We start from the raw sequence: 20,892 nt of genomic DNA on the forward strand, positions 1-20,892 counted from the left end.
ATCATGGTGCAAATTCTCCCAGCTTGTATCCGATCCCCCACAGCGTCTTGATGAATTTTGGACGGGAAGGATCATCCTCTATTTTTTCGCGCAATCTGCGCATATGTACATTGATGACATTCTCATCCCCGTAATACTCATCCGCCCATACGACGCCATAGATCTGCGCTTTCGTAAATACCCGCCCCGGATGGGTCACGAACAACTTGAGAATCTGAAATTCCTTGGCGGTCAGCTTCACCTCTACTCCGTACTTCTGTGCTGAGAAATTATCCAAATCCACCGTCAAACCGTGAAGGGTAACCCTTTTCTGAGGTAGTAGATCAGGTTCATTGCCCTGACCGCTTGATGAAGCATATCCAGCCCTTCGTATAGCAGCCTTCACCCTTGCCGCCAGCTCGATCATGGAGAACGGCTTGGTGATATAATCGTCTGCCCCGAAGCCAAGTCCCAGCGCCTTATCTACATCGCTGTCCTTGGCCGACATTATAAGAACAGGAACCAAACTACTGGCCCGAATGGTCTGTAGAATATCTGTTCCGCTGCGTTTTGGCAGCATCAGGTCAAGAAGAATAAGATCAAATGCACTGCTTCTGCTGCGAAAAATCATCTCTGCTGCTTCCCCGTCGAATGCCGTTTCTACCTCGAAGCTTTCTTTTACTAAATAGGACCTAACCATTTCACTAATGGCCTCATCGTCCTCGATTAGCAATATGCGCTGTTGCATGGTTTCTCCTCCAACTAATCACTTATTTTAGCCACCTACACTCTTAATCTTGTCTTCAAGTTCACCAAAACATTGATAAAAAATAGATAGAATGGATACAGAATCAATATCCCGATGGCGATCAATCCGCTTATCGGATTAGAATCATCCATTTATTTGCGGTATACAGAAAAATGATCGTTGAAATTATAAAACCGACGTAATTATATATATCGATAATCCTATTTACTTTTTCTAAATCCCAGCCTGTAACTCTACTTATACGGTATACATTCAACATGAGCTCAAGATATATAAATAACGGAAAGGCAAAAATAATGCTCATCAAATTCAGTCTTACAAACCATTTCATCCCTAATAGATCCTCCTTAGAAGCCCACTGAAAGAACAGAATTCAGAAAACATTTGTTAAAGTATACCAATGATAGCCTCCGCTGTGCATCCCCCTTAGAGCAGCGTAGGGATTTAGAGAGTTATAATGGCCTTCCCTCACCCATATACATAAGAAGAACAGCTCTGCCAGAACGAGGTACTTTGAGTCGAAAGGAGAGATGGGTTCATGCCCGGTGAGGAAATACAAGCGCTTGAGCGATCAATTGCTGAAATCACGGAGATTGCATCCGGCTTCGGCCTCGATTTTTTCCCAATGCGTTACGAAATATGTCCTGCAGATATTATTTATACATTTGGTGCCTATGGAATGCCGACCCGTTTTGGACATTGGAGTTTCGGAAAAACTTTTCATAAAATGAAATCACAATATGATTTCGGACTAAGTAAAATATACGAACTCGTCATTAACTCCAACCCGTGTTATGCATTCCTGCTGGACGGAAATACACTTATACAAAATAAACTGATTGTTGCACACGTTCTGGCTCACTGCGATTTCTTCAAAAATAATGCGCGCTTCTCCATGTCTAACCGGGATATGGTCGAGAGTATGGCAGCTACAGCTGAGCGGATCGCCGCCTATTCTGTAACCTATGGCACTCAGACTGTAGAGAGCTTTATCGACGCTGTCCTCGCCATACAGGAGCATATTGATCCCAGCCTCATTAAGCCGCAAAAGTTGGGCAAGGGTCACCTGCTAGAGTTAAAAATGATGGAGCGCAAGGAAGCCTCAAAGGGTACTAAAGCAACGACAAATAATCCATACAGCGAGCTGTGGGATCTAGACAAATCTGCAGCTATTAATCCGAATCAAGCGGGCGGTAATATGATCTTCCCCCCAGATCCGGAGAAGGATATGGTTTGGTTCATCCAGCAATATTCCACCGTATTAGAGGATTGGCAGCGCGACATTATGACGATGCTGCATGATGAGATGCTCTACTTCTGGCCGCAGATGGAGACCAAGATCATGAACGAAGGCTGGGCTTCGGTCAGCTAAGGTGCTTAGAAAAAAGACACCTCTTCAGGTGTCCTTGACTAAAATGTTCTTAAGTAACTCTAATGCACTTTCTTCATTTAAATTATTTGTTCCAAGTTCACTGCGAAAAGCTTTAGACAGAATAGAACTTTCTAAGCGATTAATTTTTTCAGTAAGGTCAATACAATTTCTTGTTTTTTCTTCTTTATTTAAGATTAAGTTTAGCATACGGACAATTTCTATTTGTTCTTCTATTTTGGGTAACGGTACAAGCACATTCTTAACGTCCTGTTGGTTAATACTTGCTTGATTCACTGCATGCTTTGCGTTTTTTCTAAGTTCTTCAAGTCCTTTGTAAGAATTAAGATATAAAATCAAAAATTCTGGTATAACCTTATCATTTATTTTTAATCTCATAACATTGCTTTCAAACACAGCGGGTTCAACTAAATTTCTCACCAAAGCCGATTTCCCCAAATATTCAATACTATTAACCCTATTTATAATCACATCATTATTATTCAATCCATAAAGGGTTATTTCATTTTCCTCTAACTGTAACCTCTTTAAAGTTTCCCATTCCTTTATCTCACCGTTATAGAAACTGTCAATCCTAACAATTAATGTCCCTTCCCCATAAGCATCCTTAGCTTTATATAATCCATTTTGAGGACCCTCTTCAATTAAATCCCCAAGTTTTTTCTGATCTAAATTGAAGTTCATATTTTTCTGCTCGCGCCAATTTGCCGTCAATTCCCCACGAAAAGCCTTATCCAAAATTGCCGATCGACGAAGTTCGAATGTTTCTTTGGCTTCTTCAATCATTTGTTTGGCTTGATTGATTTTATGCAATAGTCTTTCGACTTTGTCAGCAATTCGTTTTTGTTCACTCAGTGGTGGGATAGCTACTTTTTGTTTATAGGCATCCTCTCGATTAAGCCCTGGTATTGCAGTAGATCTATTTAATTTTTTCAAATTTATCGTTAACAGTAAATAATATAAATACCTATAATGCAATTGTCCCAATGGTTTAACATAATAAGTAGTATCTATTGGCCATCCTGATTCCTCAAACCAACTAACTTCTCCATGTGATCCTTTTCGACCAACTACTATTACTGGGCCTTCTATTAAGAATTCATCATGAAAGCCTACAATACCATTAGAACCAAAAACAGGGTAACCTTCATTACTCCGTTGTGAAGCAGGAAGACTCTTTCCGTAAATAAATTCAGCAATGCTCCCTAAAGTAACCCACATCCAATTCTCTGGCACCTTATAAGGCTGCTCATCTTCAGGAACTAGCGCCTCTTGCAGCAATTCCTCTGTTGACTTCCCTTTATTCTTGCTCATACATTATACTCTCCACGCACTTCAGCAACCTGAAATAACTCTTGACGATCTTCAGTGACATACTCAGGCTTATTTTCTACCGCCTTAAGCTCCGCCACAACTTCAAGAAGCAATGTCATTGCCTCATCCAGCTTCGCAATAGCTTCTTCAGCCGAATCAATCGGGTCAGGCAAATCATCATAAGCAGACAAAGACTCATCCGCAATCAATCCGATATCTAAGCTGTCGTCCTTCTTACGAATATCCTCACGTGTAAACACGTTAAATCTTTCGTCTTGCACACTATTTCGCTCAGTAGCTGTATAAGCCTCCATAAACGCATCAAAATGAGCAGTCGTAAAAGGAGTTCGTTTCCCGAATTTAGGCATGTTTGTTCGTAAGTCATACACCCAAACGTCTTTCGTATTGTCCTTATCCGTCTTCTCACGTGTGAAGAACAAAACATTCGTCTTTACCCCTTGAGCATAAAAAATCCCCGTAGGCAGTCGCAGGATGGTGTGCAGATTACACTTGTTCATCAAGTCCTCGCGAATCTTCGCTCCGACTCCACCTTCAAATAATACATTATCAGGAAGAACAACCGCAGCGCGGGCTTTGCCGTTTGCATTTAACGCCCGATAGATATGTTGCAAGAAGTTCAACTGCTTGTTAGAAGTTGTAAAAGTTAAATCATCACGGGTAAGTCCTTCTCCCCCTTGTTTGGTACCGAACGGAGGATTAGTCAAAATAACATCGAAATTCTTCAAACTTTTTCCTAAATCGGAAAGAGTATCACCTAACATAATATCCCCATGAAGATCATGGAGCATCGCATTCATCATCGCTAAGCGATGGGTATCTTTAACTAACTCAACTCCAGTGAAGGCTTCATTTCTTTGAAACTCGGCTTCTTTTTCACTGAGATCAAAATATTCATCAGTCTTACTACGCATATGGCTATCAGCAGCAATCATAAATCCAAATGTTCCTGCGGCAGGGTCATTACAGCGTTCGCCTGGCTTGGGATCAACAAGCTTAACAATGACATCGATCAATGGACGCGGCGTAAAATATTGCCCCGCACCCGATTTGGTTTCACTCGCATTTTTCTCCAGTAGACCCTCGTAGAGATCCCCAAGTCCTTCTTCTTTCGCGCTGTACCAGTCTAGCTGATCTATAGATCGCACGATTTTTTCCAGATTCTTAGGTTCATCAATGTTAGATGAGGCGTTCATATAGATCTGTTTGATAATCCCGTTACCCTCTTGACCTAATTCAAGCAGCAGTCGGCGATAATGAGTTGTTAGTTCCAAACCGTGCCGTTGCTCTAACGAATCCCAACGATATTGTTCAGGAATAATTCCCTCATTATCCGTTTCCTTCATCATTTTAAGAAAAAGAAGATAAGTTAATTCTGTTACATATTGGTGATACGTGATTCCATCGTCACGCAGTACATTACATAAGTTCCAAAGCTTCTGTACGATTTCCTGATTTCTCATTATTTAAGCTTGCTCCTTCTCTCTAGGTGGGTATAGCGCAACGTTTATTGTAGCAACAATCTCGTCCAATTGACCATCAAAAATTTTATTTAACTGTTTATATCCGCCTTTGCTGCGGAAAGGTTCCACGTCGAATGCTTTTTCTGGACTTGGGTCCAACACGGATTCTTGCAGCAATTGCTTCTCGATCCGTTTCAACCAGTCCTTTTGTACCTTGGGCCAAACTCTCATCCCATAAATTTTCTTCATGGCGTTCTCGATCCGTTCCTCATGACTGATCAGCGGATCTCCAAGAGCCTGCTGTCGGATAAAGCTGATAATGTCTGCGGCAATATCCTGCTGCTTCGTATCGCGCCATGCCGTTTGCAGGTTCTTTTCCGTAAACCCTTTCTGATCCAGGATTACACGAAGCTTCCGCAGCTCTTCACGGGTTAGATCATTCGGACGTGTGCAAATAATATATAATGCTGGAATCAGGTTCAGGTTCTCTCGTATAAAACCGTTGAAGCCTTCTAAGTAATCTTCAGGTTTCTGAGCATCACCGTAGCCGCGTGTAACACCAATCAATTTATCTTGGTGATTAGAAATATACTGTCGGCTATGCCGTCCCCGATTCTCTTCAATGAATTGAAGTAGCTGGGGTTTGCTCAACAAAGCTTTGCTTACCTGATCCACACTTGTCTTCTTAATCTCGTCTATAAATTCATCGACACTTTCGCCATCTGATAAAGCCTTGAAATCATCGTGATCCTGTGGGGTCCAGCGCTGCTTCTTCCGCTGCATTTTGGCGACAATCTCTTCTTGATGCGACTTGATATGGTGCTCAATCCGCATCTGTTTCAGCTCATCAACTAGTAGATCAAGAGTGACCTGCGGTCTCGTCACTACAGGCTTCATATCCGTATAAGGCTTCAACGATTCATATATCCCCACGGCATCATAGATCATAAAATGATCCTTGCTAATTTCATCACAGCGACGCGTAGCCCGTCCTAACATTTGTTCATACAGGATACGGGAGCGAACTCGCCGTAAGAAAACCACATGAGAGATACTTGGGATATCAATGCCAGTCGTGAGCAGATCCACGGTAACAACGATGCTCGGAAGTCGCTCATTTTTGAACAATTTAATCGCATGTAGAGGATCTTTAATCGAACCTGTAATTTTCAGAATGGCGCTATCGTCCACAGGCCCGTAAACCTTCTCAAGCTCTTCCTTAAAAATCCGAACCACCATATCTGCATGATCATCGGTTGCTGCGAAGATCAAAGTCTTTCCGTCCGCCTCAGGATCGATGTATTTAGTGAGTGCCTCCAGGACTACGCGATTGAAGTTCTCGGTGATCACTGTTTTATTGAATTGTGTTACTTCAAGGTTGACCTCATCCTCCAGCAATTCTTTCTCCACGGTCCCTGAACTCACGTTATAGACAGCAATTTCTTCCCCGATTTGCCACTTGATGCCGTTCTTCTTCAACTCTGTTTCAAATAGGACAGGGGGCTCGTGATCAATAAGATAGCCATCAATAACCGCTTCGCGGTATGAGTAGTTAACAATCGACTTATCAAAAATCTCCACAGTATGAAGAGCGGGGGTGGCAGTCAACCCTATACGAACAGCATCAAAGTAATCCAGTACCTTCCGATACTTACTCACATAATCGGCATGATCACGGAACTCCAACTCAATCTCCGTCATTTCCTTATCCAGCGTATAACCTCGGTGGGCTTCATCCACTATGATGCAATCATACTGATCTACGGAAGGAATACCTTTATCATCGTCACTATAAAATAGTCGTTTCACCATGCCCTGAACGGTAGCAATCTGAACCTTCGTTTCCGTATTCGGCTTCTTGTCATCCAGCGTTTGGAGTTCGAAAATTTCTGTAAACGAATGATAGCTTTCCAGTTTGGAATCTTTAAACGCCGCTTCAGCCTGACGGCCTAATGCGGAACGGTCAACCAGGAACAGTATTCTCTTAAAGCGATTATGTTTAATCAGACGATAAATCAACCCAATGGCCATTCTAGTTTTGCCTGTCCCTGTCGCCATGGCTACCAAGATTCTACGCTGTCCAGCTTCTATGGCGTGTTCTACGGCTAAAATTGCATTCTCCTGATATTCACGCAAATGAAGATAATCCAGCGATTCATCGCGGAGATCCTTCGTTGCCTGTTCTATATCTTGCTGTAAGAGTTCTTTCAGACCTTCAGGCGAATACCATGTTTGCAATACTCTGGAGTGATTTGTAGGCTTACGAGCATCAAGGAACCATATACCTGACTTTTGCTCAAGCTGTCTCAAATATGGACGGCCGTTGGTTGCAAAGAGAAACGGTACCTGATAGTTACCCCACGGTCCATGAATAACTTCGTCACCATGTTTAATAACATACGAGGCATATTTCTTCGCCTGTTCAATATCCGCTTGAACGTCTTTGCTCTGCCTTTTAGCTTCGACTATAGCAATCAGTTCCATTCCATAGAATAAAGCATAATCCGCAAATCCGTTCTTCAGTGGCCATTCCGCGATAGCTAGAAACTTTCCCTTTTCAGGTCGAGTACCCGCGCTAAAACGCAATTGTAAAGTATCTGCTTCCCAACCAGCCAGACGAAGTTTCTCGTCAATAATTACGCGAGTTTCGGCTTCGGTGAGCACTAATGCGCTACCTAGTTTTCTTGCTTTAGAATGGCGCTTCTGCTTCTCATCCTGAGACTTCTGGTCTTGTAACTGGCTTAGCTTCAATAGCTCCTGTTCCAAGTGCTGTACTTTGGATTCGTAGGAATCGGCTAGCTGCTGTAATTGCTCCTGATTTTGGGAATCCTCTACGTTGGTTGGCTCTGTGTATTCAGGTGCAGTAAAGTCCCATTCACCATACACCTGCATAAACCATACGGCTAATCGGAAGGTCATATGTAGCAAAGCCTTAGCTTCTTCCGTCGTTCCGTAAATTCCATCACCGTGATTCGCTTTATTCCCTGTCTTACGAATAGCATGCAGTATATCAAGCAGTTCTTCTGTTAGAAGATCTTCTTGGCTTAATAGGTTGAGCCTGTCCATTTGACTAAGAGTATCAGTATGATTCATTTCTTCAAGGGCACATATGTATTTCGTTATTGTCTCCCCGAGCATACGGAGCTTTATAAGAGATGTATTCGGGTCACTGTAAACGTTTCGCTCGGCCATTTCGGCAAGATTGGATAGAATATTCCAATGGTTCGATAAGAAAGTGAAATTGCTGTTATTCATTCCATTCACCTCAAGAAAATTAGAATGTCATACGTTAATATACTTTATACGCATAGGAAAATTTTCCTAAGTCTATATTAACATGTCCAAATACAAGAGGAGAACTAAAAATAAGGACTCCAGTAGAGCCCTTCTTAATTTTTCTCTTCAATCCTTCTTAACCAAGCATCAAAATAACTTCTACTTAACTCTTCCACCCAATGATTGCATAATAAATAATCAGTTCCGTAAATCATATATGGATCGGAGTAGAATCTGGAGCGTCCATTTACATTCCGCTGTTCAGTCATGGATATTGTAGAATCGACCTTTTTTAAAACAGGATAAGTGATATTAAATGTTCTCTTGGCGTAGTCCAGCCGTTGCAATCGCACAACCTCTTGTTCAGGTAATACATCACTTGCTATCAACCGCTCAAGACTGGATCTGACAAAAGCGCCGATCTTTATAACCTCAGACCCTTTAAAATCAGCAGGCATTTCCTTTATCTTAAATGTGCTTTTCGGCAGACCTACGATCTGTTTATCCTCAGCGAAGAGATTGTACATTTGTATGCTCCTCATAAAAAGCTCTGAGGTATCGGACACTGAATTTGATAAGGCTGTTACGACATTAAAAATTTTCTCCTTGAAGTCTTCATTGCACAAAAGCTCAAAACGAAAATTCAAACCTTTGCCATGAAACAGCTCTTGAAGTTCAGTTATGTAGAGTTGCAGCGGTTCGCGTATCGCTCCATGAATTTTAGGAGCAGCAAATATGATATTCTCCAGCATTTAAATTGAAATACCCATGAATCGCCATCGCTGTACGAATCATTTTCTTCAGCACTCTGGACACTGTCTCTTCTTTAGATCCATAATTCAGACCATATTCATGGTAAGCCACTTCAATACCGTATATGTTTTGAATGCTCCCGCAACCTCCATACCCAAAGCATCGATCTCGGCTTGTTGGAGCAGTTGTGAGTATGAATTGTTTTGCTTAAACAAATCAAGGTTGTATTTTTCTCTAAAATATTGGTCTGAATCTTTCATCATATTTTCGACAACAGCTTCATTATAAAATTCCCATGACTTCACCGATGGCTTCCAGTTCAACTGAACAAGCTGACAGTTCTTTGAATGTCTTAGCCATGAGAGCATCAATGATTCTCCGATTTCGATTTTCAAAAGAGCTACACCTCATCACCTATTTTTCTGAATGCAGTTTTCTCTCCAAGCGTGACTGAATCCACTTCCCAACCAGCGTGCAGCCAGGATTTAGCTTGTGTATTCGTCAAAGCATTAGCCCACCACGGACGATATTTACTCGCAGATGCAGGCAGGTCAAAACCTAGTACCGCTTCGATTTGGTATATAGTCATAATCACTTGCTTACCTTCAGTACTCAGTAAATATCGATAGAGTGAAACGTACTTCCCAACGTTATTCTCCGTAAGATTCTTCGGTTGATTTCTATGTTTTTTCAATGTACGTTGTACAATAACTTCAGACGGTGACTCCAGTGAATGTCCAGATATCGCCTCATGTCCTTCCAATGCTCGGGTCAACCTTTGCAGCATATAGCCAATCCCCGTACAATCGCTTAGAGGAAAAAACAATTCCTGTCCTTGATTAAATACAGCCTTAGCTCGATCCGCATAATGCCTGCCGCCCAGCACCGTAATCTCCTTATATTTGAATAATCCCTTGCTTTCAGCCTGCTCTTTCAATTGAGCGATAAGAATAGTCTCACTGGAAGGCTTGATGAAGGACACGTTATAGTCCTCTGGAATGATATCCTCAGGATATAGAAAACCATATTTTGCAGACAGAATTACCCAATGATTGAAGAAGGTTTTAGCATACCTTTGACAGGCCACCGCAAAAACACCTGTATAAACGTTCTGCGCTTCTACAGGTCCGATTGAAGGCTGTTTATCCCATATCTTCGCGGCACCGCAGGGAATAATACAAAGCGATTTATCTCGATTCACTGGCGAGCACCTCGATTCTGTCAAAATCTTGGTTATTCAATGGTTCTTTATACAACTCGTTCACTTGCCAAAGTCCACTTCTTCTTATTTTTTCATGGGGTGATGACATCCCAAGCCATTGAACAGAAGGAGCGCACTCATCACATAATGATAGCGTAGATATGAGCCTGGATTCCAAAGATAAGCGCTCTGTTTTATCTTCTATACCCAGCACACAAAATGAGAAATGCTTCTGAAAGTAATCACTGACTCTGCTCTCAATAGTTAACTGATATGCTGGATTTATTAAATGACCATTATTAAGTTTAGCTTCCCGAGTTGTAAAATCGAGTTCCCATACACTTGCGTATGGATCTTTGTCTCGGTTCAGCAGACACCTACCTATGTTCTTGCGAAATATACTTCTATCCTTATTCTCCTGAACAAAATGCTGCTTCAAACGCGACCTAAGTTGATTAGGGCCAGTGTGGGTACCAACTCGAACAATCCGATCTGCGTCATGCCCGTATTCCCCTTTCTCTAACAGAAAGTAAATTCCGTTTCTGGGGATGCAGTCATCTTCGAATGGGAAACGATGTCTGGGTAAGCCATTAATAATTATGTGCAATTCACAACAATGTTGACTCAATCTAAACACCCCCATGTATCTGAAGACCTTCTTCATACTCCCGTACTTCCTGTGTTAATAGATTTAATATTTTTTTAAAATCCTCGTTTTCATATAGAAGCTCATCAGAAATGTCGTAAAAGTCAATGGTAATATTGATCTTATCCAAGATCTCATTTGCCTGTGGAAATTTAAGTTTATTTTCAACAAACTCATCAATAAAAATCCTAATTGCTTCATCTCGTGTTATTGTACCGTTACTTACTTTTGATTTTAAAAGACGGTTCTGAAGTAAAATATTATTAAAAAAATCATTATCATTATGAGTTAACTGAATAAAATAACTAATTAATTCTTCCTTACTATTCTCAAGTATTGAATCAATGTTAAAGTTGTTGTGAATTATTTGATCACTTTTCTGTACTGTAAATCTATTTGACTCATCTGTACTTCCTTTTATAAATGAGATGAATTCTTCTTTTACCGCTGTTATCTCTTCGATATAAGATTTTTTCTTTTCAATCGGCAATAAATACCCGAATCGACCAGCATTTATTAAAAAGTCTGAATTTAGGTTGTCCATTTCTGAACGAAGCATGGTCATGTCTTCAAGTCTGAATAAATCATCCTGAGAGAAAACGTTCCAGCTACTGTTTAAACGTTCTTGCCTTACTTTAATGTTTTTATAAAATGGATTCAGATTTATGCGTTTAACCTTTAGATTTACCCCAGAGAGTTGTAATTTTATAATTTTGTATTTGTTTCTATAGAAATTAATTCTTTGTAATTTATTGGGGTCAATAGGGGGATTGTTATCTAGTTTTTCTAGTGTTTCATTTATTCTTTTTACTACAATTTCACGCTGAGCAATGGCAATTTCTTTAATATCAAAAGGGTTATACTGGGACTTATCTTCTGGAAGGTCAATCGGATAAATCGGGAATTTATCAAGAACTAATTGTGTAAGCTTTTGGTCTCCATATATACCATTTGGAAAATCCAAGTCACTCTGCACTTCATCAAGAAACATTATTTTAGGCATATAAAATAATGTATAGTGATCTACGACTATGATTGCCATATGTATTCTCGCAGCTGTCTGAAGGGATAATATATCTAGATTATTTTGAATTAGCTTCATAGCTTCCGATTGTCCAAACCCATATCGAATCGCTTGATCATTTTCTTCAATATATAATTCGCAGTGAACCTTAAGCTCTCTTGCAAGTTTCAAGAGTAATTGTACTTCCCATTCATAAAATGCTGGTTTGACAAAGATTATCCTCGTCCTTGCTTGGGTCAAGAATTTTTTAATGGCTCCATCATTCACATTTACAAAAGTTAGATTTTCCATTATGAGCCCCCTTAAGTGGAGTAATCCACAAAAACCAATAATATCAATTAATTCTCTAATTAATGATATATTCCCTGCAAAGATTCTCAATAAAAACATTAAGCCTGAGTTCGATTCAATGACCATTCATCTGATGTAATCATCAATTTAGTATGAGTGATATGCCTCCTCCCCATATGTTATAATAACGAAAAGGCGGTGAGCAGAATGTCCATTTCTAAGCAACAATTGGAACAGAGCTTTCAGGGCAAATCTTACGTAGACCTTAAAGATTTGGTCCAATTAATCGAAGAGAACTTCGGATTCAACGTTACGCTGCAAAGAAAAGATGAACACCTTACATTTACAGATGAACAAAAGAAGCGAATGACTTCAGTTATTTTTAAAGATGAAGGTGTTCTGACTCAACTACAGCTAGCTCAAAAGGATCGTAAGGATGGAATTTCCACATACAGTGACAGCGAAGAGGAGTTTGCACAATTACTGAAAGAGGCCCAGAATGAAATCTGACCGATTCAAGGTTCTCTGGACCACTTACGCTCGGGTAGCTCTTGCCCGAATGAAGGAATATAAAGTAGACCCCATGAACGTCTTCAGACGTTCTAAGTCTGTATTAGCCGATGAGCCGAAATACAAAGCTGATGGAGTTTCTGACTTCCCTGGTTTTGAGTTTAACGGTTACTACTGGGTGCTAATCGGTAATGTGATCATTATATACAGGATTGATGAGAATCTTCGTGAAGTGTATGTCGATGCTTGTTACTTTGCGAATACGGGGTTGTCGCATTATATCTTTTGGGGAATTGATCCAGATAAAGAATAGCCTAACCCATTAACGTTATCACGCTCGGTTTAGGCTATTTTTTGTCCTATAATGCTTCTATCTCAACAAGCCACTCACGTATTTTCGAATCATTAATTTTCCCCAAAGCATATCTGACCCACTTCTTCACTTCTGTTAATGTTAATCCATAATCTTCAAGCTCACTTCTATGTACCTTTAGATAATAAAACAGCGATTCAGCTTCTTGGGGAGAAAGTGATAGATATTTTAGTTTGGAAACATACTCAACAATATCGATATCCACTGTCATATAGGTTACCGCAACTTCTGCTAATGATTCTTGAACAGTTGATGCAAAATATTTATCCCTTGCCTGCTCTTCATACCTGACTTCGTTGGCTTGTCTTCTTAACGCTGCTTCTGCTTTTAACGCTTCAATCTGAAATAGTACTTGATTGGCGAACTCAAGCCTGTTCCTATCCTCCCGTTCCTTATCGCTTAGGAGAATCTCATCCCGAACAATCAAAGCTTGCGAAATATTCATTCGATAACCTTCAGTTAACGCAAATCCTCTGAATGGTGACTGCATTTGATCTAGGATCAGTCTATACACAGAGAACGTAATTTCATCTCCGATAGAGTGAACATAATACAGACTTCTGACATCTTGATTCATTGTGCCATGTGCTCTGTATCCAAATAAACGAGTAATATTATAACCAGGAAATTCCTCACTCAATTCCTTCAATAATTTATCCCATTTGTAATCCTCTTCTGTCTTTATGGCCAAGCCATACTCTGCTTCCCACAGGTGAAGAACCCTATGCTCGAAATCATCTGCCAATTCCCTGTCTTCCACAAACCAGATGGATTCAAGACCTTTTTCTTTAAAGTACTTATTCCGTTTGTTGATTGTTTTCACTATCTTTTCATCGCCAATCTCATGGACATTTGTAATCACAGAAACGGCAAATTCACGACCATTTTTATTAAGATAAATGTCAGGGTAATGCTTCCATTTTTCTTCAGCTTTTTCTTTATAGCCGTATTCAACTTTCAAATCAGGTCTTATCAATTCCTGACCTTTAAGCTCATTATAGATAATCTCCTTGATAACAGAATGCTTTTTATTCTCCCGTTTCGTTTGATTATGATAAGTATCGTATGCCTCTGCTCCCTGACATGACTTACCTTTGAGATGAGCAAAATGTATTTCATTAATTTCTCCAGCACGTAGCCGCAGCTCTTCGTGGCAGAAAGGGCAGATCATCGCCTTCTTCTCAGCAGCTTTTCGATATTTGTCAATCATTCGATCCTTTTCTGCATCACTATATCTGCTGATCTCGGCTGTAATGTTGAGTGTTTCCCCTTCGTACAATGCGACATCCATTTGAATTCCCCCTTATTTGCATAGTGAATTGTATAATCTTCTACATTTTCTGTGAAAAGCCCTTCATATTTTCTAAATAATTACAGGCAAGATCAAATTAAAGAGGCTCTTGAACTCAATGTTCGAAAGCCTCTGTTTCAAATCCTACATATTGTTCGATTAGACTCATTAAACGTTCACCATTAAATGTCTGGATCGGTTTGTCGCTCGCACACTCCAATGCTTGTTTTGAAAACTCTCCAGTCGTAATAAAGAATCCTTCTTGGGCGCTGCATTCCATAATCGCACTGTGGAACTTTTGAATATCTGGTCTGCCCACTTTAGTTGTTGTATATCTTTTACACTCCACTAACCGTAGTTCATTCTCGCGGCGAAGAATGATATCTTTCCCACCATCCCCAGTACGCTTAGTTACCTCGCAGTCAAACCCAGCATATCGAAATACGCTGGCAACGTATTGTTCAAATTCAAATGGGTCCATTTCTTGTAAAGCTCTTAAGTTTCTTTGGTGTAATATCCGCCTTTTCTCTTCCTCTTCACGTTCCATTTGAAGGCGAATGAGTTCCGCTCTTCTTTTGTTTTTTACTTCATGAATAATCCAAACCGATAACAAGCACAGACCGACCAAAACAATAATAAATGCTGCTTGTACCAGGGGATTTTGCTTTGAGAAATACGATTCAATATTTTGAGTGGCCGATACAATAGCCTTTATTATGCTGAATGCTACAAAGACCAGAAAAGCTATCAATACCAAAATCACTTCTGAGCTTCCTTTTTTGCTTCTGTAAGATCTGCCCCGTCTTCTTCTTGCCATCATAACACCTCCCTGACGGGCAGTATTATTCCCTACAGATAACGGATTTAGTACAAGGGACAACATAACTAAGCGGACTTCACCATAAATATATAAACAAACAAAGCAATGGACAGAGGGGGTATTAACAATGGGAAGCAATGAGCCTATTTCGTCAAAACAATTTCTAAGTAAAATCGAAGAAAGTCAGGCCAAACTGTACTACGACATAGGAAAACGAGTACATAGTTATTTTGAGGACACCTTTAAGGAGATGCAGCAATACCTTCAACAACTCCCCCCACAAGATGATGCAGCAACAATTGAAGAGGCTGGATCAAACGCACAATTGCTTCATAACAACGAATTATTGCAAGAGGAGGTTCAAAAACTCAAACATGTCAATGAAAATCAGAAATCTCAAATCCAAAAACTCAAAGAAGAGAAAGCTCAACTCTTACGTAACGCAACTAAACCAAGTTCAAGAAAAATGAAAGATAAAAATGATTCGGATAATCTCAGCAGCCCCGATGAAACAGAGTCCAAAACGAGAAAAACGAGAACGCCGAAGAATATGAAGACAATTAAAACTTTAACAGTAAAAGACGGTACACATGAAAATGAGATTGAGCCTTTGGATTATGAATTTCTAGATACTTTTGAAGAGGAAGCCGATAAAGTAAATGAAGAGAACTTAGAATCCCGTGAACCCTAACAATTTTTTGAACCAACGTCATTACGAATACACTTACCGTAATAAGAAATTACATTCATATACAGTTGCCGAAAGGAATTGATCAGTTTCCTTGTAAAGGATACTGTATCCGTTCCTTTTTTGTAATAAACGCTGTAGCGGCAATGAATTTGTCTTAATTCCTTAAGGCAGATGTATAGGGGCACGATCGTGCCCCTATACATCTGCCTTAACATCTGAAAATTGACTGACTAGTCCCTATACACTTACCGAGGAATGAATATTTTGTTTCCTTAAGAACAAATAAAAAGAGCTGGGCGCAGCTATAATTTCTCACTGTACCCAGCTCCAAAAGCAATTATTTCACAAACCATTCTTCTGCCTTTTGTCTGTGTTCGTCAGTAATATGTACATTTATTATTTTAAAGGCTGCCCAAAATGCTGCCGCATCATCAGTATAACCCAACCCTATAACAACATCGGGTATTGCATCAAAAGGAAGCACAATATACGCAAGTGCTCCCATAGCAATCAATCTTGCTGATAATGGCGTTTTGCTATCTGTTGCACAAAAGTACATAGCAACTGCATCTTTGGCAAAGGGGATTTTAGAGGCGTGTTTTTTTATTTTCTTCAAAAATCCTTCTTTTACATATTCCTCTTGCTTCTCAACCCCACCAATTTTTGATGTCCATGAATTAACGTCAATTTTTTCAGACTCAGAAAACTCAGTATCAATCTCCAGTGCAGCGGCTAATTCGTTATTTGACTTATAGGCGCCTAATGCAGTCAAACTACTAAATTTACCTTTACAAGACCCACATAAAGCCTGAGTAAATTTTTGAGTATCGACATCATTTAATTGCCCGCAGTTAGGACATTCCAACGTTTTAATCATATGTATTTAATTCCTTCCATGTTGAGATACAATTATAATTCCACAATCGACATTCATTTCCCTTTTTATGATAGAAAAACATAAAAACCGCCTCCAGTATAGAGAACGGTTCACAATAGTTCTGACTTAATCGCGTATTCAATTTTTCCGTTCTGATCAATAGTCAGGTGAGCGAGCGCAAATTGCAGTAATTGTTTCACGTCATGGATAGGTAATCGTTTATGATCACCTTTTATTATGTTCACAAGCTTCTCTGTGTCGTGAATAACAGTCTCCTTATCTTGTTTTAAAAAATCCAGTTTATGTTTGTACCGAACATACATTTTCTTAGCAGCCAATAAGTTTTTCTCATTATATGAATTAGCTAAACTGAATGCCTCGTAGATATCCTTTTCTTCACTTTTTGTTTTCTCATAATCTTCGATCCATAATTCGTAATACACTTTGTTGTTGGCGAATTCTTGAATTTCCTTATCATAAATATCCGTTCGATGCTGTATGCTGTTTACTTCATTTTGAAACCGAGCATATACAACTTCCGAAATCCTCGTAACGTCAACTGACCGCTGGATCTTTTTCCATATGGCTTCAATGATCGGTAATAATTTTTCTGACCCTACCTTATAATTACAATCCTTGCAGATATAAAAAATATCACCATAGACCTTCCCGCTGTCTTTATTCTCGGAAGTCATATCTTTACACTTCAAACGTTTGTTACATTCCGCACAATACAACAATCCATTCAACACATTTTTTGTGACATAGAATTGAGCAAATTTAAGCCCTGCGTTCTTCAATGATTTTTCACCATCGTAATAATCTCTGCGATTTTTATAGATGAACCAGGTTTTTTTCCACTCGTCAAAATTCAGAACGGGTTCAATGGAAGTATTGCTTCCTTGTAGCCACTCCGTCATTTCTTTAATTACGGTTAAATGAGAAATGGGATCACGACGGTTTAACGTCAATATTCCCGCGTAAAAAGGATTCGTAATGATCTCTTTAATATGGTTCCATTTCCAATCCCGACCTCTTCTTGACTCTTTAGGCATCATTCCCGCAATCGCCCTGAAACCCAAATTCCCCTGTTTGTAGAGAGAAAATATCTTATCCACATGTTCAATTTCATCGGGAATAGTCTGAAATTTCTTCGAATCCGTGAGATACTTATATCCGTATGGCGCTGTCCCGCCCGTCCACTGACCTTCTTTAATCAATGTTCTCATCGCTCGTTGAGTATCTCCCGCAATCTTATCTCCCTGATACTGTGAGAAACTGTCGCGTATAGTCTGCGATAATAACTCTCCCTCATCATAACGAGTGTTATTGTGAAGCACATATACGGGGATTTTATACTCCAGAAATTTTTTGCGAATTTCACGGTGTTCTCTAGTTTTTCTCGCTAACCGATCTTCAGACCATACCAGAACAAAATCAAATTTTCTCTTTTGAGCATCATCAAGCAATTTTTTTAACTCGGGGCGTTCATACATCCCCTTCTTTCTTGCTGATATCGCACTGTCTAAATAACTGCCTACGAGATTTAATTCATGCCGCTTTACGAATTCCTCACATGCACTTTCCTGGGAATCCATTTCTTGCTTATCCGTCGAATGCCTTCCGTAAAATACCCCCTTCATTCCAGGTTTAATAAAGTCGGTTATAGTCAAATCTCCACCTCCGTGTATTTGTTTAGATCATGACTCCACTCGATCTTTATTATTGTAGAATTTGCTTTAATCTTCATACTCAAAGATAAGAGAAATTGAATTAATTCATCTTCTGAATATTCTGATAATCTGGATTCCAGAGCAAATTCCGCAGCCTTTAGAAGAGGTGATGAGGAGTATTTCACCATTCCTTTAAACCTTTCAATCTCAGCCTTAATACAACTAATGTCCTCCTGTTTGAGATAATGTCTATGCTTGATCTTTTTTAATTTATCTATATTTTGATTGGACTTATCAAGCATATAATGTCTGGTTTGTGTTATTAAAGAAGAACCTATAGTACTGAGATCGAACTCTAACTGGAATAGTCTGTTTTCTAAATCGCTTGTTTTCTCAGCTACATATTTGGAGAACAGTTTTTCAAATTGATGAGGCAGTTCATCCCGAAGAAAATCTCTGGCTGCCAGCAGATATTTACTCTCCATTTCATTCTTTCGAATTCTAACACCATGTTGTTTACAAACATATAAACCCTCGACATCCTTATAAATGTACTTTTTTGATTCCATCATTTTTCCACATAGTGAACAAGTGACCTTATCTTTCAGAAGAAAAGTGACTTGATGTTTTGTGTTGGTTCTACCCGTTGAATACGCTGCGTATTTCTCCTGTATTTCCTTCCACACTTCATCTTCAAAAACTTGGAGGTAAGGAACGGCTATATGCACATCCTCATAACTGAGATATCCATTGTAATACTGAGTACCGAACATCCCGCGAATTCGAGAATCACTCCAATCCTGAGAAATTATTTTTTGTGATTTTAAGTACTTCACATAATCAGCAAATGACTGGAAATCATACTCAAGAAACACATTAAACATTGCTTGTACTATCGCTATCTCTTCTTCCTCTTTTCTCATTTTTCCAGCTTCTTCTTTATCATCTGTCTTGATTAATCTGTAGCCGTAAGGTGTGCGACCACCTGGATTTCTCCCCTTCTTTGCTTTTGCTCGTTTACCTGCTTTGATTCCTTCAACAATTTTATCTCCTTCCAACTCATTCTTCGCTCCAAAAATGGCTTCAAGAATTTCCCCCTCCTCAGAATAGATCATTGGAGGTTCGCTTTCCTCCGAGAAGATAACTCTGACCTTGTACTTTCTAAAAATATCGTAAATCTCAAGATGCTCGGTCAAGTTGCGTGCCAACCTACAACGTCTACTAACAATAACATTCTGAACAATCCCTGCCTGAATATCCGAGAGTAATCGATGCAATTCAGGTCTCTGATATCTGCTATTGCTGCGTGCAGAGACTTTAGGATCAAGATACCTCTCATCGATGAACAACTTATTCTTAAATGCCATGATTTCTCCTTCAGATATCTGTGAGCTCATCGATGTCTTTTGAATTTTCTGGTCAATCGAATGCCTTGCATACAACGCCGTCTTCATTGAAACTCCTGGTTCTGCTTATTTATTTCTTCATCAACAATTCGCTGAATAACCTCAAGAAACAGAGCGTGATATTGTTTGGCTGCTTCGGGATCATTCACGTATTTTACGGAATGAATTTGGGCATCCTTAATCTCTTGGTACCTTTTTTTCATTGGCTCAATCCCTTTCTAGTATTTTGAATTAAGGAGGCTTCGTAATGCAGGAAATCGGTAAACAAATCCGTCAAATTCGCACTCAAAGAGGGATTAGCCTTAATGCCTATGCTGATGTGCTCGGCGTATCTTCAGGGTATCTTTCTAACCTAGAAACGGGGAAAACTCAAAACATAACACTTAGTATTTTGGAGCATCTACAAAACGACCTTACTCTTGTTCCATATCCTACCGACAACAACGATGAACTTCGACTGCGACTTGATCGGGTATATAACCTTCTCTTTGCACTGCAATCGTGTAAACCTGATGCCGTTGAATATTTGCTTCGATGTGTTGAAGAAGGAGCCGAGGCCTTTCTGTCTCATTACACCTCCTCACCTCGGTAATTGGTAATATGTGCTTCTTTAGGAAAAAGTATTCATAATCATGAACAAATATTTACTATCGTGAAAGGGACAGCTTTATAATCATAAATATGCGTTTACGGACGTGAATAATGATCAAGCAAAAGGGGAGTCTAACCTGCAATAGGTTGGCTCCTTTTTTTTGCGTATCAGACTCATTCATATGCAAAAAAAGGAGAGTCTATCCCACTACGGGGAGACTCTCTTCTTTATGAACAAAGCTAATTCGATACCCACTTGCTTGTTCCGAGCCAATGGCTTCTGTGAGCAGATGTTCGGCTGCTCGCTCTTTTAGCGTCTTCTCCCAGGAAGCAAAGTGTTCCACTAACTTCTCTAGTGTTTCGAAATGATCGATTTCCTTAAGATTGCCAAAACAGATCTGCTGCGAAGGAGTGTTGACAGTAAAACGGATCTTCAGGTCCATCGTGCCTTCCCCCTTTAATACAACCTATGTAGAGGAACGACGAGGACAACCCTATAATCGTAAATCTAATTTTTGGCGCATAGAATAAAGGAC

20 protein-coding genes and 1 pseudogene are annotated in these 20,892 nt (G+C 39.7%); 5 read left to right on the forward strand and 16 right to left on the reverse strand.

Features of this window, described 5'->3' with window-relative positions; translation table 11 throughout:
- Position 1: 1 nt before the first annotated feature.
- Positions 2-727 carry a response regulator transcription factor gene (locus PWYN_RS03330; RefSeq protein ID WP_036648530.1) on the reverse strand — a complete coding sequence of 242 codons (726 nt, stop codon included), beginning with the start codon at positions 725-727 and terminating at the stop codon, positions 2-4.
- A 559-nt stretch (positions 728-1,286) separates the two neighbouring features.
- Here PWYN_RS03330 and PWYN_RS03340 point away from each other — a divergent pair.
- Positions 1,287-2,111, forward strand: a pseudogene (locus PWYN_RS03340) (SpoVR family protein); the annotation flags it as partial.
- Positions 2,112-2,144: 33 nt separating this feature from the next.
- On the opposite strand, the gene PWYN_RS28505 reads toward PWYN_RS03340, so the two are convergent.
- The 8 genes from PWYN_RS28505 to PWYN_RS03375 all read right to left on the reverse strand — a co-directional run bounded on the left by PWYN_RS28505 (position 2,145) and on the right by PWYN_RS03375 (position 12,124).
- The gene (locus PWYN_RS28505; RefSeq protein ID WP_084146574.1) at positions 2,145-3,452 is read right to left on the reverse strand and encodes a restriction endonuclease subunit S; all 1,308 of its coding nucleotides are present in this window, start codon (positions 3,450-3,452) and stop codon (positions 2,145-2,147) included.
- On the reverse strand, positions 3,449-4,933 hold the full coding sequence (locus PWYN_RS03350) for a class I SAM-dependent DNA methyltransferase (RefSeq protein ID WP_036648535.1): 1,485 nt from the start codon (positions 4,931-4,933) through the stop codon (positions 3,449-3,451). Before PWYN_RS03350 ends, PWYN_RS28505 begins: the two co-directional genes overlap by 4 nt.
- A 3-nt stretch (positions 4,934-4,936) precedes the next feature.
- Positions 4,937-8,188: a type I restriction-modification system endonuclease gene (gene hsdR, locus PWYN_RS03355; RefSeq protein WP_036648536.1), complete on the reverse strand. Its 3,252-nt coding sequence runs from the start codon at positions 8,186-8,188 to the stop codon at positions 4,937-4,939.
- A 134-nt stretch (positions 8,189-8,322) separates the two neighbouring features.
- Positions 8,323-8,736 (reverse strand): hypothetical protein, encoded by a 414-nt coding sequence (locus PWYN_RS29030; RefSeq protein ID WP_157261075.1) that lies wholly within the window; start codon positions 8,734-8,736, stop codon positions 8,323-8,325.
- A gap of 312 nt (positions 8,737-9,048) precedes the next feature.
- Positions 9,049-9,357 carry a hypothetical protein gene (locus PWYN_RS27780; protein WP_052087722.1) on the reverse strand — a complete coding sequence of 103 codons (309 nt, stop codon included), beginning with the start codon at positions 9,355-9,357 and terminating at the stop codon, positions 9,049-9,051.
- A gap of 5 nt (positions 9,358-9,362) precedes the next feature.
- Entirely contained in the window at positions 9,363-10,163 is an 801-nt protein-coding gene (locus PWYN_RS29870; RefSeq protein WP_240479671.1) for a DUF7662 domain-containing protein, read from the reverse strand.
- Positions 10,150-10,827 (reverse strand): GIY-YIG domain-containing protein, encoded by a 678-nt coding sequence (locus PWYN_RS03370; RefSeq protein WP_205622731.1) that lies wholly within the window; start codon positions 10,825-10,827, stop codon positions 10,150-10,152. Before PWYN_RS03370 ends, PWYN_RS29870 begins: the two co-directional genes overlap by 14 nt.
- Positions 10,793-12,124: a hypothetical protein gene (locus tag PWYN_RS03375; RefSeq protein ID WP_036648543.1), complete on the reverse strand. Its 1,332-nt coding sequence runs from the start codon at positions 12,122-12,124 to the stop codon at positions 10,793-10,795. Before PWYN_RS03375 ends, PWYN_RS03370 begins: the two co-directional genes overlap by 35 nt.
- Positions 12,125-12,331: 207 nt before the next feature.
- On the opposite strand from PWYN_RS03375, the gene PWYN_RS03380 reads away from it, so the two are divergent.
- Together PWYN_RS03380 and PWYN_RS03385 are read left to right on the forward strand one after the other, a co-directional pair.
- Entirely contained in the window at positions 12,332-12,634 is a 303-nt protein-coding gene (locus PWYN_RS03380) for a hypothetical protein (protein WP_036648544.1), read from the forward strand.
- On the forward strand, positions 12,624-12,947 hold the full coding sequence (locus PWYN_RS03385) for a hypothetical protein (protein WP_036648546.1): 324 nt from the start codon (positions 12,624-12,626) through the stop codon (positions 12,945-12,947). Before PWYN_RS03380 ends, PWYN_RS03385 begins: the two co-directional genes overlap by 11 nt.
- Before the next feature lie 46 nt (positions 12,948-12,993).
- Here PWYN_RS03385 and PWYN_RS03390 read toward each other — a convergent pair whose 3' ends face one another.
- Together PWYN_RS03390 and PWYN_RS27785 are read right to left on the reverse strand one after the other, a co-directional pair.
- Positions 12,994-14,298 carry a competence protein CoiA family protein gene (locus PWYN_RS03390; protein ID WP_052087723.1) on the reverse strand — a complete coding sequence of 435 codons (1,305 nt, stop codon included), beginning with the start codon at positions 14,296-14,298 and terminating at the stop codon, positions 12,994-12,996.
- Positions 14,299-14,413: 115 nt separating this feature from the next.
- Positions 14,414-15,115 carry a restriction endonuclease gene (locus PWYN_RS27785; RefSeq protein WP_052087724.1) on the reverse strand — a complete coding sequence of 234 codons (702 nt, stop codon included), beginning with the start codon at positions 15,113-15,115 and terminating at the stop codon, positions 14,414-14,416.
- 130 nt (positions 15,116-15,245) lie between these two features.
- Here PWYN_RS27785 and PWYN_RS03400 point away from each other — a divergent pair, with 130 nt between their 5' ends.
- Positions 15,246-15,809, forward strand: coding sequence for a hypothetical protein (locus PWYN_RS03400; RefSeq protein WP_036648548.1), 564 nt, complete (start codon positions 15,246-15,248; stop codon positions 15,807-15,809).
- Positions 15,810-16,146: 337 nt separating this feature from the next.
- Here the strand turns inward: PWYN_RS03400 and PWYN_RS29735 are convergent, their stop codons facing one another.
- The 4 genes from PWYN_RS29735 to PWYN_RS29040 all read right to left on the reverse strand — a co-directional run bounded on the left by PWYN_RS29735 (position 16,147) and on the right by PWYN_RS29040 (position 19,968).
- Positions 16,147-16,686, reverse strand: coding sequence for a YkvA family protein (locus PWYN_RS29735; protein ID WP_084146576.1), 540 nt, complete (start codon positions 16,684-16,686; stop codon positions 16,147-16,149).
- Positions 16,687-16,796: 110 nt separating this feature from the next.
- Positions 16,797-18,359: a recombinase family protein gene (locus tag PWYN_RS03410; protein WP_036648551.1), complete on the reverse strand. Its 1,563-nt coding sequence runs from the start codon at positions 18,357-18,359 to the stop codon at positions 16,797-16,799.
- A complete protein-coding gene (locus tag PWYN_RS03415; RefSeq protein WP_036648553.1) occupies positions 18,356-19,813 on the reverse strand; it encodes a recombinase family protein in 1,458 nt (485 codons plus the stop codon). Before PWYN_RS03415 ends, PWYN_RS03410 begins: the two co-directional genes overlap by 4 nt.
- A complete protein-coding gene (locus PWYN_RS29040; protein ID WP_157261076.1) occupies positions 19,810-19,968 on the reverse strand; it encodes a hypothetical protein in 159 nt (52 codons plus the stop codon). The genes PWYN_RS03415 and PWYN_RS29040 overlap by 4 nt, the downstream gene beginning before the upstream one ends.
- A 44-nt stretch (positions 19,969-20,012) precedes the next feature.
- Here PWYN_RS29040 and PWYN_RS03420 point away from each other — a divergent pair, with 44 nt between their 5' ends.
- Positions 20,013-20,357 (forward strand): helix-turn-helix domain-containing protein, encoded by a 345-nt coding sequence (locus tag PWYN_RS03420; protein WP_036648558.1) that lies wholly within the window; start codon positions 20,013-20,015, stop codon positions 20,355-20,357.
- A gap of 199 nt (positions 20,358-20,556) precedes the next feature.
- On the opposite strand, the gene PWYN_RS03425 is transcribed toward PWYN_RS03420, so the two are convergent.
- Complete coding sequence (locus tag PWYN_RS03425) at positions 20,557-20,799, reverse strand: hypothetical protein (RefSeq protein WP_036648561.1); 243 nt, start codon at positions 20,797-20,799, stop codon at positions 20,557-20,559.
- Positions 20,800-20,892 lie beyond the last annotated feature (93 nt).

The organism is Paenibacillus wynnii (assembly GCF_000757885.1).
GTDB classification, from domain to species: Bacteria; Bacillota; Bacilli; order Paenibacillales; family Paenibacillaceae; genus Paenibacillus_AQ; species Paenibacillus_AQ wynnii.

Bases quoted from the DNA above. Each gene is read 5' to 3' on its own strand.
- PWYN_RS03350 (WP_036648535.1), bottom strand. From the start codon at position 4,933: ATGAGAAATCAGGAAATCGTACAGAAGCTTTGGAACTTATGTAATGTA.
- PWYN_RS03390 (WP_052087723.1), bottom strand. From the start codon at position 14,298: ATGGATGTCGCATTGTACGAAGGGGAAACACTCAACATTACAGCCGAG.
- PWYN_RS03370 (WP_205622731.1), bottom strand. From the start codon at position 10,827: ATGAAGAAGGTCTTCAGATACATGGGGGTGTTTAGATTGAGTCAACAT.
- PWYN_RS03420 (WP_036648558.1), top strand. From the start codon at position 20,013: ATGCAGGAAATCGGTAAACAAATCCGTCAAATTCGCACTCAAAGAGGG.
- PWYN_RS29040 (WP_157261076.1), bottom strand. From the start codon at position 19,968: ATGAAAAAAAGGTACCAAGAGATTAAGGATGCCCAAATTCATTCCGTA.
- PWYN_RS03375 (WP_036648543.1), bottom strand. From the start codon at position 12,124: ATGGAAAATCTAACTTTTGTAAATGTGAATGATGGAGCCATTAAAAAA.
- PWYN_RS28505 (WP_084146574.1), bottom strand. From the start codon at position 3,452: ATGAGCAAGAATAAAGGGAAGTCAACAGAGGAATTGCTGCAAGAGGCG.
- PWYN_RS29030 (WP_157261075.1), bottom strand. From the start codon at position 8,736: ATGTACAATCTCTTCGCTGAGGATAAACAGATCGTAGGTCTGCCGAAA.
- PWYN_RS03385 (WP_036648546.1), top strand. From the start codon at position 12,624: ATGAAATCTGACCGATTCAAGGTTCTCTGGACCACTTACGCTCGGGTA.
- PWYN_RS03415 (WP_036648553.1), bottom strand. From the start codon at position 19,813: ATGAAGACGGCGTTGTATGCAAGGCATTCGATTGACCAGAAAATTCAA.
- PWYN_RS27785 (WP_052087724.1), bottom strand. From the start codon at position 15,115: ATGGCAAGAAGAAGACGGGGCAGATCTTACAGAAGCAAAAAAGGAAGC.
- PWYN_RS29735 (WP_084146576.1), bottom strand. From the start codon at position 16,686: ATGATTAAAACGTTGGAATGTCCTAACTGCGGGCAATTAAATGATGTC.
- PWYN_RS03425 (WP_036648561.1), bottom strand. From the start codon at position 20,799: ATGGACCTGAAGATCCGTTTTACTGTCAACACTCCTTCGCAGCAGATC.
- PWYN_RS03380 (WP_036648544.1), top strand. From the start codon at position 12,332: ATGTCCATTTCTAAGCAACAATTGGAACAGAGCTTTCAGGGCAAATCT.
- PWYN_RS03330 (WP_036648530.1), bottom strand. From the start codon at position 727: ATGCAACAGCGCATATTGCTAATCGAGGACGATGAGGCCATTAGTGAA.
- hsdR (WP_036648536.1), bottom strand. From the start codon at position 8,188: ATGAATAACAGCAATTTCACTTTCTTATCGAACCATTGGAATATTCTA.
- PWYN_RS03400 (WP_036648548.1), top strand. From the start codon at position 15,246: ATGGGAAGCAATGAGCCTATTTCGTCAAAACAATTTCTAAGTAAAATC.